This window comes from Bradyrhizobium sp. IAR9, assembly GCF_013408065.1.
Lineage (GTDB): Bacteria > Pseudomonadota > Alphaproteobacteria > Rhizobiales > Xanthobacteraceae > Bradyrhizobium.
In genome coordinates this window covers 151,995-167,749 of sequence record NZ_JACBZW010000015.1, presented here as the reverse complement: position 1 = coordinate 167,749, position 15,755 = coordinate 151,995, and the positions used below count along the sequence as shown (strand labels likewise).

General features: G+C 64.3%; 16 protein-coding genes. 6 read left to right on the top strand and 10 right to left on the bottom strand.

Annotation, left to right across the window (positions count from 1 at the left end):
* Positions 1 to 57: 57 nt before the first annotated feature.
* Positions 58 to 1,884, bottom strand: a complete 1,827-nt coding sequence (locus GGD67_RS31915) for a long-chain fatty acid--CoA ligase (RefSeq protein ID WP_179738381.1) — start codon at positions 1,882 to 1,884, stop codon at positions 58 to 60.
* Between the two features lie 248 nt (positions 1,885 to 2,132).
* On the opposite strand from GGD67_RS31915, the gene GGD67_RS31910 reads away from it, so the two are divergent.
* Positions 2,133 to 2,702, top strand: coding sequence for a cysteine hydrolase family protein (locus GGD67_RS31910; RefSeq protein ID WP_179738379.1), 570 nt, complete (start codon positions 2,133 to 2,135; stop codon positions 2,700 to 2,702).
* Between the two features lie 167 nt (positions 2,703 to 2,869).
* Positions 2,870 to 3,193, top strand: coding sequence for a hypothetical protein (locus GGD67_RS31905; protein WP_018321286.1), 324 nt, complete (start codon positions 2,870 to 2,872; stop codon positions 3,191 to 3,193).
* 30 nt (positions 3,194 to 3,223) lie between these two features.
* On the opposite strand, the gene GGD67_RS31900 is transcribed toward GGD67_RS31905, so the two are convergent.
* The 5 genes from GGD67_RS31900 to GGD67_RS31880 form a co-directional block, all read right to left on the bottom strand.
* On the bottom strand, positions 3,224 to 4,495 hold the full coding sequence (locus tag GGD67_RS31900) for an NAD(P)/FAD-dependent oxidoreductase (RefSeq protein WP_018321285.1): 1,272 nt from the start codon (positions 4,493 to 4,495) through the stop codon (positions 3,224 to 3,226).
* Positions 4,496 to 4,504: 9 nt separating this feature from the next.
* Entirely contained in the window at positions 4,505 to 5,215 is a 711-nt protein-coding gene (locus GGD67_RS31895) for a dihydrofolate reductase family protein (protein ID WP_179738377.1), read from the bottom strand.
* A gap of 21 nt (positions 5,216 to 5,236) precedes the next feature.
* Positions 5,237 to 5,911: an FABP family protein gene (locus GGD67_RS31890; RefSeq protein WP_179738375.1), complete on the bottom strand. Its 675-nt coding sequence runs from the start codon at positions 5,909 to 5,911 to the stop codon at positions 5,237 to 5,239.
* Positions 5,912 to 6,085: 174 nt separating this feature from the next.
* Positions 6,086 to 6,265 (bottom strand): hypothetical protein, encoded by a 180-nt coding sequence (locus GGD67_RS31885; protein WP_018321282.1) that lies wholly within the window; start codon positions 6,263 to 6,265, stop codon positions 6,086 to 6,088.
* A 384-nt stretch (positions 6,266 to 6,649) separates the two neighbouring features.
* Entirely contained in the window at positions 6,650 to 7,153 is a 504-nt protein-coding gene (locus GGD67_RS31880) for a TetR/AcrR family transcriptional regulator (RefSeq protein WP_018321281.1), read from the bottom strand.
* A gap of 143 nt (positions 7,154 to 7,296) precedes the next feature.
* Here GGD67_RS31880 and GGD67_RS31875 point away from each other — a divergent pair, with 143 nt between their 5' ends.
* The 4 genes from GGD67_RS31875 (at position 7,297) to GGD67_RS31860 (ending at position 10,616) form a co-directional block, all read left to right on the top strand.
* A complete protein-coding gene (locus GGD67_RS31875) occupies positions 7,297 to 7,995 on the top strand; it encodes a type 1 glutamine amidotransferase domain-containing protein (RefSeq protein WP_018321280.1) in 699 nt (232 codons plus the stop codon).
* 88 nt (positions 7,996 to 8,083) lie between these two features.
* Positions 8,084 to 9,202, top strand: a complete 1,119-nt coding sequence (locus GGD67_RS31870; RefSeq protein WP_179738453.1) for an FAD-dependent oxidoreductase — start codon at positions 8,084 to 8,086, stop codon at positions 9,200 to 9,202.
* The gene (locus tag GGD67_RS31865; protein ID WP_092254092.1) at positions 9,196 to 9,939 is read left to right on the top strand and encodes an SDR family oxidoreductase; all 744 of its coding nucleotides are present in this window, start codon (positions 9,196 to 9,198) and stop codon (positions 9,937 to 9,939) included. The genes GGD67_RS31870 and GGD67_RS31865 overlap by 7 nt, the downstream gene beginning before the upstream one ends.
* 2 nt (positions 9,940 to 9,941) lie before the next feature.
* A complete protein-coding gene (locus GGD67_RS31860; protein ID WP_179738373.1) occupies positions 9,942 to 10,616 on the top strand; it encodes a cupin domain-containing protein in 675 nt (224 codons plus the stop codon).
* Between the two features lie 233 nt (positions 10,617 to 10,849).
* On the opposite strand, the gene GGD67_RS31855 is transcribed toward GGD67_RS31860, so the two are convergent.
* The 4 genes from GGD67_RS31855 to GGD67_RS31840 form a co-directional block, all read right to left on the bottom strand.
* Complete coding sequence (locus GGD67_RS31855; RefSeq protein ID WP_026202521.1) at positions 10,850 to 11,098, bottom strand: hypothetical protein; 249 nt, start codon at positions 11,096 to 11,098, stop codon at positions 10,850 to 10,852.
* Positions 11,099 to 11,363: 265 nt separating this feature from the next.
* Positions 11,364 to 13,919 carry an EAL domain-containing protein gene (locus GGD67_RS31850; RefSeq protein ID WP_179738371.1) on the bottom strand — a complete coding sequence of 852 codons (2,556 nt, stop codon included), beginning with the start codon at positions 13,917 to 13,919 and terminating at the stop codon, positions 11,364 to 11,366.
* Between the two features lie 356 nt (positions 13,920 to 14,275).
* Entirely contained in the window at positions 14,276 to 15,055 is a 780-nt protein-coding gene (locus GGD67_RS31845) for a DUF2182 domain-containing protein (protein ID WP_244550632.1), read from the bottom strand.
* Between the two features lie 60 nt (positions 15,056 to 15,115).
* The gene (locus GGD67_RS31840; RefSeq protein ID WP_092254084.1) at positions 15,116 to 15,748 is read right to left on the bottom strand and encodes a DUF1326 domain-containing protein; all 633 of its coding nucleotides are present in this window, start codon (positions 15,746 to 15,748) and stop codon (positions 15,116 to 15,118) included.
* Positions 15,749 to 15,755: the final 7 nt, after the last annotated feature.

Below are 15,755 nucleotides of genomic sequence, written 5' to 3'. Positions count from 1 at the left end.
TTGCATCGCGAGGCAGCGGCCGAAGTTGCGCTGGATCAAGCGGGGGAGGAGACGAAATCACGTCGGCGTTATCGCCGCGGGCTTCTTCGCATAGACGTGCTCGATCTCGTCTGCGAAGCGGCGTTCGAGCGCGGGCCGCTTGTTCTTCAGCGTCGGCGTAAGCAGGCCGCTCGCGATGGTCCACGGATCCAGCGTCCACCACACCGCGCGCGGCGTCGCGTAGGACGGATAGGCCTTCACGGCCGCGGCGATCCTGGCCAGCAGGGCGGCCCGTTCCGCCGCGCCGCCTTGCTTGCCGCTGGCAGCTAACCGTTCCTTCTCCTGCACCCAGGCCTTGGCATTCAGCACGACCAGCGCGGTAAGGAACGGCCGCTGCTCGCCGACCACCAGCGCCTGCTCGAACAGGGGATCGGCGAGGATCGCGGTCTCCAGATCCACCGGCGCGATCTTCTCGCCGGTCGACGTGACCAGGATGTCCTTGATGCGGCCGGTGATGGTGATACGCCCGTTCTCGATGCGGGCCTGATCGCCGGTGTGCAGCCAGCCGTCGGCGTCCTTGACGCGGCGCGTCTCGTCCGGCTTGTGCCAATAGCCGAGCATCACGCTTGGGCCGCGCACCAGCAATTCGTCGTTCTCGCCTAGCCTCACCTCGACGCCGTCGAGGACGTGGCCGACCGAGTGCGGATCATTGTCGTCGATGGTGTTGACCGAGACCACCGGCGAGGTCTCGGTCATGCCGTAGCCCTGGAGGACGTCGAGCCCGAGCGCGAGAAACAGGCGAATGACGGGCTGCGCGATCGGCGCCCCGCCCGAGACCGCGACGCGCAGGCGGCCGCCGAGTCGCGCCAGCACCTTATCGGCGACGAGCCGCTTGAGCAGCGGCCAGGCCAGCCGGTCCAGCGGCGACGGCACGCCATGCCGCTGCCGTGCATCGAAACGGCGCCCGCCGACGGCGATGGTGAGGTCGAGCAGCGCGCGTTCGATACTTCCAGCTGATGCGCGATGCTGCATGATCAGCGCGTAGATGCGCTCGTAGATCCGCGGCACCGAGACCAGCACCGTCGGCCGCACACGCTTCAGATCCTCCGAGAGTTGCGGCACCGAGCGGGCATAGGCGACGCAGGCGCCGGCCGCGATCGGATAGTAATAGCCGCCGGTGCGCTCGAAGGTGTGCGAGAGCGGCAGGAAGGACAGGAAGACGTCGTGCGGTTCGGCTTTGATGCGGCGCGCGATCGCCTTCACATTGGCGACGACATTGCCGTGCGACAGCATCACGCCCTTTGGCCGCCCGGTCGTGCCCGAGGTGTAGACGATGGCGGCGAGATCGTCCGGCTGGATCACGACATCGGGCAGCGGCGCGGTCGCGCCTGCTGCTTGTGCGAGCCAGTGGTCGAGCCCGACGATGCGCGCGTCCGGCGTGATGAGCCCGCCTGCGTCCGCGCAGACGACGCGCTTGAGATGGTCGAGCGGCTGGCCGGTCGCCACGATCGCCTGCCAGCGCTCCAGTGTATCGACGAACAGGAGCAGCGCGCCGGAATCGACGAGGACGTAGGCGATGCTGTCGGGGTTGTCGACGGCATGCATCGGCACCGGCACGAGGCCGCGCGACAGCGCCGCCTGATCCATGGCGATATGCGCAATGCCGTTCGGCATCAGGATGGCGACGCGTTCGCCCGGCGCGAACTCCTCCGCGGCGAGCGCGCGCCGCCACAGCTCGAATCGCGCATCGATCTCGCGCCAGGACTGGCTGACCCAGCGCTGCGCGGTCGCATCGAAATGGCGGTAAGCCTCCGCCGCCGGCGTCGCCTTGGCGCGCCAGCGCAGCAGCTGCGGCAGCGTCCTGATCCCGGCAAGTCCGTCCGGTTGAATCGTCGGCCCCGGCATGGCGTCCTCTCGCATCTCATCGATTCCCAACCATTTGGTGCCTCGACACTAGGCCGGCCAGCCCTTGCCGCCTTGATCCTCAGCAAGGCGGCCATGCAAGGACGCGTTCCTCGCGGCGCTCTCCGAACGCCACGGCTTTCCCAATCCACATCCGGGCTAGGGGGCTCGAAACGAGGGAAGATTGACATTGCCCGTCGTCATCTTCGCCTCGCATAATTGACTCAGCAATAGAAACCGAAAGCACCTCCATGCCTCGCTCCCTCCCCGCTCTCATCGTCGTCGACGTCCAGCGCGCGTTCGACGAATGGGAGGCGGCGGGACAGCGGCGCAACAATCCGGATGCGGTGGCGCGGATCGCCGGTCTGTTGCAGGCATTCAGAGCGCGCGGCGCGCCGATCTTTCATATCCGCCATGAAGGCACGAAGCCGAATTCATCGTTTCTGCCATCGCGTTCCGGCTACGCCGTCAAGGACGAGGCGCGCGAGCAGCCGGGAGAGACTGTCATCGTCAAACGCGTCAACAGCGCCTTCATCGGCACCGACCTGGAAAAGCGCCTGCGCGCGGCCGGCATCGGTACGCTCGTGATCTGCGGCGCCACCACCAATCATTGCGTGGAGACGACGACGCGGATGGCCGGTAATCTCGGGTTCGACGCGCACCTCGTGCGCGATGCGACATGGACGTTCGACCGCGTCGGGCCCGACGGCGACAAGCATTCCGCCGAGGAGATCCATGCAATGACGCTGTCGAACCTCAACGGCGAGTTCGCGCGCATCGTCACCAGCGACGACGTGCTCGCCTCGTTCGCGGCCAAGTGATGGCAGCAATGCGATCAATGCGGATGATGCGACAATAAATCTCACGATGTGCGTTCACGCGCGCGAATCGGACGTCGCGATACTGCGTCGTTTCGACGCCCGCACTGGCCGGAACGCAGCCGACGCCCATCTGTTGTCACACGACATTCAACTGGAGTGATGACACCATGAAGTATCTCATTGTCGCGATGGCGGTCGGTGCTGCGGCGCTTGCCGGCGGATCGGCGGCGAACGCGGCCAATAATTCAGGCGCGAAGCAGAACGCGCCAGCCGGCCAGTCGACCGACATCAGCGCGCAGCACCGGCACCATGGCCACCGCCATCACCATCACTGGCGCCATCATCACCACCATCACGGCTACTATCGTCCGCACTACCGGAGCTACGGTTATTACCCGCGGCACCACGGCTATTACGGCGGCGGGCCGTACGGATATTACGGCGGCGGCGGTCCGGGCGTGACGTTCAGCTTCGGCGGCGGACGCTGGTAAAAGGAAAGGCCCGCGATGCGGGCCTTTTTCTTACCCCCGCAAAATCATCTCTGCCGTCTCCTGACCGCTCGCCAGTGCCGCTTCCACCGTGCCCATGTCACGGCCGCGATAGAGAGCTTCGCCGGAGAACAGCACCAGGCCATCGGCACGCGCGAGGACCGCTTGTGCCGCGCGCGTCCGCGGCGTCGCCCAGGAATAGGCGCCGCGGGCAAAGGGATCATGCGCCCAGTTGGTCGCCGTGGCCGCCACAAGCTCGCGCGCGACGTCCTCGCGCGGCAACTTGAAGATGGCAGCGAGCGAATCGAGCCCGGCGGCGATCAGTCCTTGTGGATCGAGGCTTTCCAGCTCCGCCGTGCGCGGGCCGCCCAACCAGCCGGTGAGCACGGCCTGCCCGCTCGGATATTGCGTCCACCACACCGGGATGGTCCGGTCGGACAACAGAAAGGTCATGGCTGCGAGATCCTGGTGCCGCTCGCGCCACCACGGCCGCGCAAACCGCAGCAGGATCTTGATGACGTTGCCGAAGCCGATGTCATCAGCAGCAGCAAGCTTCGCGCGCGCACTCGCCGGCAGAGCCATCTCGCGCAGCAGCGGCAGGGGCACGGTGAGAATCACGCGATCGCAGGCGTGGACATCGCTGCCGCCGCAGTGAACCGCCGCCGTGTCACCGTCCTCCTCGATCGCCGACACTACGGCGCCGAGATGGATGGTCACGCCAGACTTGCGGCAATCGGCGGCCAGAAAGTCGATCAGTGCGCCATAGCCGCCATCGATGCGCGCCTGCGGCGCGTGTCCGCCATCCATCCATTCCTCGCGCAGCGCCAGCGTCGAGGCGCGCTCGGGGTCGGCCGCGTCATAGCCCTCGACCATCCGTTCGATCGATTGGCGCATCGGCGCATAGTCGTCCCCGGCGAAATGCCGGCGCAGGAATTCGGCGACGGAGAGATCGTCCTTCAAGTCCTTCAGCACGGCCTGAAGCTCCGCCTCGTGCGGATCGTCGCGCTCCTCGCGCAAGAGCGCCGTGCCGTCAAAGCTCCACTGCTCGCCTGCGATCTCGAGAAGGGACAGTCCGGCCTCGCGCAGCAATCCGCGCGTGACCGGCGCCTCGCCATGGACAAATTCGGCGCCGCCCGCGGCGGGGTAGCCGAACTCCGAGACCGGCAGCGGAAGGATGCGGCCGCCGCAGCGCTCGCGCGCCTCCAGCACCGTCACCCTGCGGCCGGCCCGCGCCAGCTCGCGCGCCGCCATCAGGCCGGCCGCGCCGGCGCCGACGATGACGATATGCTCTGTTGTCTCGGGCATGGCCGCGCGTTACCGGCTCGCGGCTTGCGGATCGTTCGTGATCAGATAGCGCAGCAGCAGAACACCGCCGCCGAGCTGGCGCGTACTCTCCAGCGTCATCGCCGTGATCGGCGCGCGCTTGTCGCTGTCCGCCTCCGTCGAAGAGAACACGAAGGGCGCGCCCTCTGCGCCATCGATCGCTGGGCTGAGAATCAGGTTGAACTCGTCGATCAGACCGGCACGCAGGAACGCGCCATTGGCGACGCCGCCGCCCTCCACCAGCAGCCGCTTCACCCCCAACTCACGGCTGAGAACGTCCAGCGCCAGCGCCAGATCGAGCTCGGACTTGCCGGCAAAGATGTAGGATACGCCCTCGCCGCGCAGGCCGGCGAGATGCGAATCCGGCACGCTCTCGGTCAGCACGACGACGATCGGATCACCGCCGATGTCCGAGCGCCCCCAGCCGATCTTGCCCTGCGCATCGAGAACGACGCCATAGGTTTTCGCATCACGCCGCGCGAACCAGTTTTCACGCGGCAGCTTCGCATTCGTCGTCGCGGGATAGGGCTGGCCCTTGGCGAACTCCGACCCGGTAACGCGGCCAATCACCCAGGCATCGCCGCCGAGCTCGTCATGGATCTTCTCGAACCAGTCCGTGCCCGCCCCCTTCGGGCGCCAGCGGCTGGGATGCGTGCGGCCGTCGAGGCTGGAGTGCATCAGACAGATGACATAGGGCTTCATGCGATTCTCCGACGCCGCGCTTCACACTGCCGACCCATCGCCCTTCTCATCGCTCCTGGCGCGATCGTTCACGATCACCGCGAGCGGATTGAGCTTCGGTGGCGCGACGAGCTGCAGCGTGTTGGTGTCGCGATGGTCGAACGGCGCGCCGCGGACGAACAACTCGGTCTGGATCAGATAGGTCCAGCTGCCGTCGTCGTTGAAGGTGATGTCGCAGCGATAGGAGTCGGTGCGGAAGGCCTGTTCCAGAAAGTCGGTCGAGCAGATCCCGTAGGCGGTGTCGCCGCGCTTTGCGGTGACCGAGATCGTCTTGTCGTCGGGCCCGGCGTTGCCCGAGGCCAGCAGCACCTGCCCGCGCGGAATCGCCAGCGTCTGCATGATCAGGCCGGTCGCGGGCTCCCACAGCCAATAGCCGACCTGGTCGTGGAAGGTGATGTCTTCCTCAGGCGTGTTGATGTGGATGTGATAGCGCAGCCCGTACAACAGCTGCGGCCCGTTGGCCTGCGGATCGATCGGATCCATGCGGATGCGCTCGATGAAGGTCCGCCGCTCCGGCCCCTCCGCCTTCGGATTGATGTCGATGCCCTTGTCCGCCTGCCAATGCCCTGCGAGACGGCGAAGCGGGCCGAGATTGGCAAGGCCGTCGGGCGAGACGTCCTCGGGCTCGGTGAAGATATCGGCGGGAATGGGAAGCATGGCGGCCTCGCGGGAAAGTTGCGGAGGCAGCAATAGCATGGCGGCGGGAATCTGGCGCGTGCTCAGGCCTCACAATCGCGAATGGACACCGGCGTTGTGCGCGGGACGATTGTCGGGCTTTTCGACAAGACGACGAAGCCGAACCCGATCGGTTCGGCTCCGCCGCCGGGACGTTTAGTGGCGATGATCGCGGACCTCGGGCTGCGTGCGGTGGTCCCTGACGATGGTCTGATTGCGATGGTCGCGCACGATGGGCGGGTCGCGATGATCGCGGACGATGGTCAGCGCGCTCGCGGGTGTCACCACGCTTGCCAAGGTGATCGCTGCGAAGGCCACAAGGATGGTATTGCGCATAAGTCTTGTCCTCTTCCCGGTGGATCACTGCGAACCACCTGACCGCAAGCTAGATCGACCCGCGAGGAAGATATGTGTCAGCGGTCACGCGATGATCATCGCTCCTGCTGGTGACCGTGCGTCGTTCGATCGGAGGAAGAGGCACGAGAGGAGCCGCCGCGACTTCAACGCCAGCCCGCAGCGAGTGCCACGCTGCTGCAATACGCTGGGCGTGTCCGTCTGCACCGTGAAGAGCCACCTTTTCATGTCTTCAAAGAGACCGGCTGCCGGCGCTCGGTCGACCGGGTGAGGCTGGCGAACTCGCTGACGTTTCCGGTGTAGCGCGAATCCTTGTCGGAGGCCGCTATGGAGCTTCCCCCTCCTCGATGTCGGCGCGTCTCCGCCTCAACCCAGCGCTTCGGTTGCACGGTCGAAGAGTGTCGGATCGCCCTGTGCGCTGGCCATCAGGATCGCGCCTTCGAGCGTCGCGAGCACCTGGGTCGCACGCTGTTCGGTGAGGCCGCCGGCGACGAGGCTGGCGATGCCCGCCTGGAAAAACTGCCGCACCTCATGGGCCACGTCCGGCGCCAGGTCGGGGACGGTAGCGCCGAGCGATCCGCAGAGGCACATCTTGGCGCCATCATCGAGGGCGCTGCGAAACACCGCCCGCCAGGCCTGGACCACATTCTGTCCGGCGGCGACCCCGGCATCGGCGGCCGCGACCACGCGTTGGTTGTAACGTCGAGCCACAGCGGCCGCGAGCGCGCTCTTGGTCGGGAAATGATAGTAGATGCTCGCGCTCTTCACCCCGACGTCGGCGGCGACCTCTCGAAAACTGAAGCCGCTATAGCCAGCCTCCCGGATTCGACGCTCCGTCGCGTCCATGATCGCTTCCACCGTGTCGGTCATAGCCTTCCAGTCTGCCAAGTCGTTCACTTACCTGTTAACAGGTAGATCTTGCTATCGCGCCTGACAAGTTGTATGTGCGTCATCATTATCTACCTGCCGACAGGTAGATATCCGCAAAGCTCTGATCACCTGAAGGAAAATTTATGGGCACTGGCAATCGGCAAAAGCGCATCCTCCTCATCATGTCGTCGGTCGACGAGATGGGGATCAGCGGCAAGCAGACGGGCACCTGGTTCCACGAACTGGCGGCCCCCTATTACATCCTCACCAAGGCCGGCTTTGAGGTCGTCTTTGCTTCCCCACGGGGCGGCGAAGCGCCGATCGACCTCCTCAGCATGAAGTCGCCGTTCACCACCGAATATACCGAGCGCTTCCTCGCTGATCCGGTCGCAATGTTCGCTGCCCGCAACACCCGGAAGCTGCGCAATATCGACTACCGCACGTACGATGCCGTGTTCTTCCCCGGTGGCTATGGCCTGCTCTGGGATCTCGCGTCGGATTCCTACGCGATCAAGCTGATCCGTGACTTCCATAATGCGCAGCGTCCCATCGCGATGGTCTGCCACGCGCCCGCTATCCTGCGCGACGTCAAGAAGGACGACGGCCAATATCTCGTCAACGGCCTGAACCTGACCGGCTTCAAGAACGCGGAAGACACCGAAATCGAGCTGTTGCACCATCTTCTGTTCTCGCTCGAGGACGAGCTCAGGAATCGCGGAGCCAAATATCAGAGCAAGGCCAATTGGGAGCCGAACGTGGTCGTCGATGGCGTGCTTATGACAGGTCAGAGCCCCGCCTCCGCCGTGCCGCTTGCGGAAGCTCTCGCGAACCGCCTCGCCTGAATCATCGAAGGGTGCTCTCGGGAGCACCCTTCGACATGATCGTCACAGCGACACACGTGGACTGGCGCACGAGTTGCGAAAAATGAGCATGCGAACCAAGGTAGCCATTGTGGGCGGCGGACTTGCCGGCCTTTACGCCGCGCGTCTGCTCGATGCGGCCGGCATCGACTTCCATCTGCTGGAGGCGAGAGATCGCTTTGGCGGGCGCATCCTCTCCGTCGACAGTGCGGGAGCGATCTCTGACGATGGCTTCGATCTCGGCCCGTCCTGGTTCTGGCCCGGCTTGCAGCCGGCGATGGGAGAGCTGATCCATGAGCTTGGACTGAGCTCTTTTCCGCAAAACGGCGACGGCGACGCTCTGTTCGAACGCATGTCGAAGGAGACAGTCCAGCGCTTCCGCGCGATGAGACAGGAGCCGCAATCGATGCGGCTGACCGGCGGCACCGGAGCGCTGATCCGTGCGCTGGTCGCGGCCCTGCCGCCGCAGCGCCTCCAGCTTCGATCGGCAGTGACCAGTATCGCGCTGACGCGCGACGGGGTGACCTTGGCGATGAAAGCGGCGGATGCGTCTTCTGCCATACTGGTTGCCGATCAGGTGATCCTCGCGCTGCCGCCCCGTCTCTTGGCACGGACGGTTTCGTTTCAGCCAGGCCTCGAGCCTGCGACCGCATTACTTTGGCAGAGTACCGCGACCTGGATGGCGCCGCACGCCAAATTCTTCGCGCTGTACGATCGACCATTCTGGCGAGAGAGGAGTCTCTCCGGCACCGTGCAGAGCATGGTCGGCCCGATGGCGGAGATCCATGATGCGACGACCGCGTTCGGATCGGCCGCGCTGTTCGGCTTTCTCGGTGTCGCCGCGGATCAGCGCCTCGCCGTTGGCGAGGATGTGCTGGTGCAGGCCTGCATTACCCAGCTCGAGCGTCTGTTTGGACCTGAAGCGGCGCAGCCTCGTGCCACCTTGTTCAAGGATTGGGCCACCGATCCGCTGACCGCAACCGACGCCGACCGCATCGGCGGAGCGCATTTGCCTCCCGGCCGAGCGTCCTGGGTGAGCGGCGCCTGGGCCGACCGGATCTCGCTCGGCGGTAGCGAGACCAGTGCGACCGAACCCGGCTATCTCGCCGGCGCGATCGATGCTGCGGCTCGCGCCGTCGCCGAAGTCCTCGCCCGATTGATCGATGCACAGGAGACCATCACATGCTGAACGGAAAGACCGCGCTCATCACCGGCGGCAATAGTGGCATCGGCCTTGCCACGGCCAAGCGGCTTCGCGCTGAGGGCGTCCGCATCGCCATCACCGGCACTGATGCGGCCAAGCTGGAGGCCGCGCGTCAGGAAGTCGGCGGCGATACGCTCACGATCAGCGCCGACGTGCGCTCCCTTGCCGATCTGAAGGCGATGGTGCAGATCGTCGGCCACGCCTTCGGCAAGCTCGACATCCTCTTCGCCAATGCCGGCGTCGCCTATGGAACGCCGATTGAAACGACCGACGAAGAGAGCTTCGACCGCCTGATGGACATCAATGTGAAGGGCGTATTCTTCACGGTCCAGGCAGTGCTTCCGATCATGGCCGATGGCGGCTCGATCATTCTCAACACCTCATGGCTGGGTCAGGTCGGCACGCCGGGCCGGGCGGTCTTGTCTGCCTCTAAAGCGGCCGTACGGTCCTTCACACGCGTGTTGGCGGCGGAGCTTGTCGCCCGAAAAATCCGCGTCAATGCAGTCAGCCCAGGTCCGATCGACACGCCGATCCATCGCGCACCCGGGCAGACCGAAGAGGAGTTCAGGGCCTATGCTGATAAGGTCGGCTCCAAGGTTCCAGCCGGCCGCATGGGTAAGCCGGAGGAGATCGCGGCGGCGGTGACATTCCTGGCCGGCGACGATTCGCGCTACCTGCTTGGAGCCGAGATCAATGTCGACGGCGGATTTGCGGAGATCTGATCATGCGCATCAATGACGACCTTTCTCGCCCTGTCATCGCCCACGCCTCGCAGGAGGACTGGATCCCGAGTCCGGCGCCCGGCGTCGACCGCCGCATGCTGTTTCGGATCGGCGAGGAGAAGGCACGCGCCACCTCGATCGTCCGCTATGCGCCCGGCAGCGCCTTTGCGCGCCATGTGCATAGCGGCGGGGAGGAGTTTCTGGTGCTGGAAGGCGTCTTCCAGGACGACGAGGGCGATTATCCAACCGGGACCTATGTGCGCAATCCGCCGGGCACCTCGCATGCACCCGCATCACAGGGCGGCTGCACGATCTTTGTGCGGCTATGGCAGTTCCGCGCTGACGACAGAGCGCAGACCGTCCGCCTGCCGGGCGAAGGTCAGCCCGCGGAGCCGCGCCCCGGCGCAAGCGCCGCAACAGTGTTGTTCGATGATGGCCATGAGACGGTTTTGCTGGAGGACTGGCGGGCGACCGCGACCGTCACAGTGGAGAATTCGGGCGGCCTGGAGTTTCTGTTGGTGTCGGGCGGCCTCACGGTCGACGGCGAGGCGATGAGCCCGCAGGATTGGGGGCGTCTGCCGGCGGGCGTCAATCTGCATGCGCAGGTTGGCGCTGAGGGCGCCCGCGTTTGGATCAAGCGGGGACCGCTATTGCATCCTGACGTGTGCGAATTCTAGAGCATGATCCGGAAAAATGTGCAGCGGTTTTCCAAAAAGATCATGCTCAAACAATAAACTGAAGCGCGATGATGTTTCATCCTAATCTCATCGCGCTTTAGCACGGCCGTCGCGATGAGCTTGCGGCGGAGAACGGCGGAAGCGCCTCGCCCCATCATTACGATGGCGAGGAGGTGTCGATCGCCCGGCTGATGCCGTCGCGATCGATCGCCGCCATCAATTTGCGGCCGCTCTCAAGCCGCTTCCGACACCGACTTCGCACGCTGCTCGAGCACGCCGATCGTGGAGACCAGATTGTCGCGCCGCGCTCGGAGGTTGAGTGCAAGCAGCGGATAGGTCGGCTGCTGCACGTCAAACACCCCGGCTTTGGCTTCCTCCTCGAGAATGTCGGTATTCAACAGCCGAACGCGCCACCACAAATCGGCGATCAGCGCATCGAGCCGGAGTTCTCCGGCAGTACCAGAACGGGACATTTCTTGCATCGCATGCCTCAACCTGAAACGGGCCTCCCTGCCGAGGCCCGGCTTTGGTCACGACTCAGCAAGTGGAGTGCCAGGATCGGCGGGTGCGATTTGGCTCGGGAATTGGCTCCGCGCGGTGCGGTCCTTCGGCTCTCAGCGGAAGCTTAACGTGCCAGCGAACCACCAAATCTTCCCCCTTCCAAGCTATTCAAAGGGAGCCTTCACCTGCTCAGCTTTCCTGCTCTTGGGCGGCGGGCGATGATGACAAACGCCGGAGGCATTCAGCTCACGCCGCTCGCCGTTTCCGTCGCGCCGGGGGGCTTTGCCACGAGAGGCCGGCGAACGGCACGGGCTTGCTGAAGTGAAATCCCTGGCCGAGCGGGATGCCGAGTGACTGGAGCCGTTTGACCTGCTCGAAGGACTCGACCCCCTCGGCGACGATCGAGAGCTTCAACGTCTTCGCGAGCTGCACGATGGACTTCAGCACGGCGACGGTCTCGCAGCGATCGATCCTGTCGATGAACGATTTGTCGATCTTGACCTTGTCGAAAGGAAAGGCCGTCAAATAGGACAAAGACGAGTATCCGACACCGAAATCGTCGAGGGCAATGGAGACGCCGAGCGCCTTGAGGCGCTGGAGCGTCTTGAGGTTCTCCTCGGTGTCGGCGAGAAATACGCTCTCGGTGATCTCGAGCTCGAGCCGGGTTTGCGGAAGGCCGCTTTGCGACAACGCAAACGTCACGGTGTCGACGAGATTGGTGCCGGCAAATTGCAGGGCAGAGAGATTGACAGCGACCTTGACGTCGGCCGGCATGCTCATCGCATCGCGACAGGCCCGGGCCAGCACCTGATTGCCGAGCTCGACGATCAAGCCCCCCGCCTCCGCAACCGCAATGAACTCAGCCGGAGGAATGTAGCCCCTGGTGCCGTGATGCCAGCGCGCCAGGGCTTCGACCGACTTTACCCGACCGGTGCCGAGCTCGATCACGGGCTGATAAAACACCTCCAGCTCCTCGCGCCAGATCGCTTCGCGCAGCTCGATCTCGAGCACGTTGCGCTGATCCGCTTCCGCCTTGAGCTCCGCTGAATAAAGGTGAAAGCAGCTTCGGCCGGCATTCTTCGACCTGTAGAGCGCAAGATCGGCGTTGCGAAGGATCTCATCGACCCGCGTGCCGTGCTCGGGCACGAGCGCAAGGCCAATGCTACAGCCGATCACGACGGGATGGCCATCGATGTGATAGGGCTCGGCAATGGCCTGGACCAGCCGCTCGGCCAGGCTTGCAGCGCCGTCGCGCATCGCGGCCACGATCACGGCAAACTCGTCGCCGCCAATCCGCGCCGCCGTATCGGCATCACGAATCTGCGCCTTGATCCGGTCGGCGACCTGCTTCAGCAACGCGTCGCCGCATTGATGGCCGAGCGCATCATTGACGGACTTGAACTTGTCGAGATCGAGCAGGAGTACGGCGAACCCAGGCTCCAGCCGGCGCGAGCTGGCCAGCGCCTCGTCGATGCGCTCCTTGAACAGGTTGCGGTTGGCAAGGCCGGTCAGGCTGTCGTAATGCGCCAGCCGCTCGATGCGGTCCGCCGACGCCTTGCGCTCGGTGATGTCCTCATGAGTGGCGACCCAGCCGCCACCCTCGCGCCGGCCGTAGGAGATGTAGACGACCCGTCCATCGGGAAACTGCACGGTGTTCGAGATCTGCTCCGACCGGGCGAGCCGGTTCTTCAAATCGACGAGATAGGCCTCGACGTCGAGCACGGCGGTCTGTTTTGCGAATATATCCCGGAAATGCATGCCGATCCGAATGTCTTCCGGCAGGAGGCCATAGAGTTCGAGCCATTGCGGGTTGAATGCGATCAAGCGGTCGCGGCCATCGAACATGCTCAAGCCCTGGGGAAGGTTCCGGAGCGCATCCTCAAACTTGCTGGCAAAATCGCGCCGCTCGCGGTGAGCGCGATCCAGCGCCTGCTGCCGTCGCCAATGGAATGTCGTCGCGGCGAGGATAATGAACGTAAGCAGCAGCGCGCCGCCGAGATAAACCTTCTGCCTGACGGCGGAGCGGGAATAAATCTCCTGCCCCGAAATGCCGACGGTGAAGATGAGCGGAAACGCACGCGACCTGCGCGCCGTGGTCAACCGGTCGCTGCGGTTTGGTCGGTTCTCGTTCCAATATTGCACATAGAAGCCGTCACCCAGCTCGCCCTCGACGCGGCTGGGTGCGTGTTGTCCCAGCACAGAGCCCTGGTCCACGCCCCGGGCGGCGAGCACGACGTAATTGGCATTTCTGAGCACCAGCGTTCCGCCGACGCCGAGCTTTGCCGTGTCGTAGAACCTGCCGACCACGTCGACGCTGATCGAGCCGACGACCACTCCGGCCGGATTCCGCGCGAGGTCGAACACCTTTCTTGCGAGCTGGATCGTCCATTTGTTCGAGGCCCTTCCCAGCACCGGCTTGGCGACGTAGAGGCGATCGTCGGCTTGCGCCATGACATTGATGAAGTGCTCGCGATCGCCAAGATAAAGCGGCGGGCCGGAATAGCCCGCGGTCGTCTCGGTCATGTAGCCGTTCGATCCGATCAGTGCGAACTGAACCACGTCGCCGGTCGCAATGCGGGCCGTGTCCGACCATGACTTCAAGCTGAAGGTGAGCGGATCCTGGGCGTAGAGCGCTCGCACCACCAGCAATGACTGATCGACGCGCTCGAAGATGCGTTCGGTGTTTTCCTCGAACAGTTCGGCGACGCTGTTGCCGTGCGACCGCGCCTGCTCGACCGCGTCCATCCGCTCCGACGCGGTGATTGCGAAATAGCCGATCCAGACCAGGGGCAGAAAGAACAACGCAATCTGCAGCGGACCATTCCGCAGGATCGTTCTTCCGGCTTTGCGGACTGCCCCTGCGGGAATCACGACGCGCACCCCCGCTTCGGCCGCCAGGGCAGAACTGCGCTCGCCCGCAGTATTGGCATCGCCTTGTCTCCGCCTCGACTGCACAGGGACACCCGCGGCCGAAAGCGGCGCGCGGGTGCTGTTCATAGCGCAAAGGTAGCTGAAACAGCCTTAAGTTTGTGTTTGGGTAAAGCTCAATTCTTCAGATTAAAACATCCGTATCATCACGGAGGTCGGCTGGCCTTGAGCAATCAGGTACATGGGCATGTCGAAAGCCGCACATTTTTAGCCGCCTTTGGGCCGGCTTTTCAGATTGCGCGCGCAAGAACGATCGCGCCGGACAGGATGAGGACCCCGCCTGCCGCATAGCTCAATCTTCGGCCGAACGGCAGCAGCTTCTCGCCGGCGACATAGAGCGCGATGCCGATGATCCAGGCCGGGTTCATCACGCCGCCGACGAACAGCAATACCATCAGAAACCAGCAGCAGCCGACGCAGTAGCTGCCGTGGCGAAGTCCCATTCGCAATGCGCCGCGCGTGCCGGGCCGCCAATGTCGGCTGAGAAACAACAGCGGGCTCTCGCAGTAGCGCAGGCACGCCTGTTTGAGAGGTGTGAACTGATATACCCCTGCTGCAATCAGAATGCCGCCACCCAGAATCGCGCTGGTGCTTGCCATCGCCATCGACAGCAATCCGAAGCGTTCGAACGCTCCCTGCACCACCACCGCCGCGAGACTGAACCCCGCCCACGTCACGAGATAGCCGGCGAGAAAGATCCAGGTATCGATTGCGGCGCGGGAGGCAGTCTCCTGCTTGCGCTTGACGGTCGCATACAGGAGAACGGTGGGCACCGCGCTCGGCGCCATCATCGCGACCATCATCACCCACCACATCACGAACAGCAGCACGCCATAGAATGGCGTCCACGGCATCGGCGCCATGTCCGGCATGTCGGCCATCATCTCGGTGTCCATGCCGGCGCCCGCGGCGAGATAGGCCCAGGCGAGCGCCACCACTGCGGCGGTCCCGATCGCGACGATCAGCCGGTCGCGGTGGAGCAGGTGTTCCAGTATCGAGCGCCCCTGCATCGACTTGTCCATGGCGATGAGGAGCTGACACCGAGGTTTTGTCTCGGTGTCAGCGCCGCATCATGCCGCTACGCCCTCGGGCGTCTGCACGACATTGGCGAGCGAGCTATGCGTACCGCGGGTCTCGAACGGAATCGCGCCGGTCGAGCGGATGTTGGCGGATGCGACCTCGGCCGCCCGATGTTCGAACCCCTCGGGCATGACCACCTGGATGCGGTGCGGATCACCGGTCACCGGATTCTTGATCGGCTCGACATCGGTCTCGAGCACGCCCCTGGCGACGAGTTTTGCGACGCGTCCTTCTTTGTCGAAGGAAAACTCGAACGGCGCAAATACCGGATCGTGGATCTTGGTCACGATCATGCTGACGATCTGAAAAAGCGTGCCTTCGGCCGAATGCTTGCCGGAAAAGATATCGAACAACGCCTGCCGCTGCTCCGCCGTGGCGCGTTCGTCGATGATGGGCTGGATTGTCCCGTTGCCCTCATGAAGTGGCCCAGGGAAATCGACCGTGATGGCAAAGCAGAGACCATCGAGCCTGGTCCCTTCGAAATGTCCCTTGGCGATCCGCATGGCGACCATTCCCTTGCAATAGCCTTGGGTCGGCCGTGCGTTGAAATCGCAGGGGCAGCCAAACGCGCAGGTGCAGTTCTTCATCCATTCGCCTTCGAGACGCCAGTCCGATGCAGCCATGGCACAT

Bases quoted from the DNA above. Each gene is read 5' to 3' on its own strand.
- GGD67_RS31910 (WP_179738379.1), top strand. From the start codon at position 2,133: ATGCCTCGCTCCCTCCCCGCTCTCATCGTCGTCGACGTCCAGCGCGCG.
- GGD67_RS31900 (WP_018321285.1), bottom strand. From the start codon at position 4,495: ATGCCCGAGACAACAGAGCATATCGTCATCGTCGGCGCCGGCGCGGCC.
- GGD67_RS31885 (WP_018321282.1), bottom strand. From the start codon at position 6,265: ATGCGCAATACCATCCTTGTGGCCTTCGCAGCGATCACCTTGGCAAGC.
- GGD67_RS31875 (WP_018321280.1), top strand. From the start codon at position 7,297: ATGGGCACTGGCAATCGGCAAAAGCGCATCCTCCTCATCATGTCGTCG.
- GGD67_RS31880 (WP_018321281.1), bottom strand. From the start codon at position 7,153: ATGACCGACACGGTGGAAGCGATCATGGACGCGACGGAGCGTCGAATC.
- GGD67_RS31840 (WP_092254084.1), bottom strand. From the start codon at position 15,748: ATGGCTGCATCGGACTGGCGTCTCGAAGGCGAATGGATGAAGAACTGC.
- GGD67_RS31915 (WP_179738381.1), bottom strand. From the start codon at position 1,884: ATGCCGGGGCCGACGATTCAACCGGACGGACTTGCCGGGATCAGGACG.
- GGD67_RS31855 (WP_026202521.1), bottom strand. From the start codon at position 11,098: ATGCAAGAAATGTCCCGTTCTGGTACTGCCGGAGAACTCCGGCTCGAT.
- GGD67_RS31905 (WP_018321286.1), top strand. From the start codon at position 2,870: ATGAAGTATCTCATTGTCGCGATGGCGGTCGGTGCTGCGGCGCTTGCC.
- GGD67_RS31845 (WP_244550632.1), bottom strand. From the start codon at position 15,055: ATGCAGGGGCGCTCGATACTGGAACACCTGCTCCACCGCGACCGGCTG.
- GGD67_RS31895 (WP_179738377.1), bottom strand. From the start codon at position 5,215: ATGAAGCCCTATGTCATCTGTCTGATGCACTCCAGCCTCGACGGCCGC.
- GGD67_RS31890 (WP_179738375.1), bottom strand. From the start codon at position 5,911: ATGCTTCCCATTCCCGCCGATATCTTCACCGAGCCCGAGGACGTCTCG.
- GGD67_RS31860 (WP_179738373.1), top strand. From the start codon at position 9,942: ATGCGCATCAATGACGACCTTTCTCGCCCTGTCATCGCCCACGCCTCG.
- GGD67_RS31865 (WP_092254092.1), top strand. From the start codon at position 9,196: ATGCTGAACGGAAAGACCGCGCTCATCACCGGCGGCAATAGTGGCATC.
- GGD67_RS31870 (WP_179738453.1), top strand. From the start codon at position 8,084: ATGCGAACCAAGGTAGCCATTGTGGGCGGCGGACTTGCCGGCCTTTAC.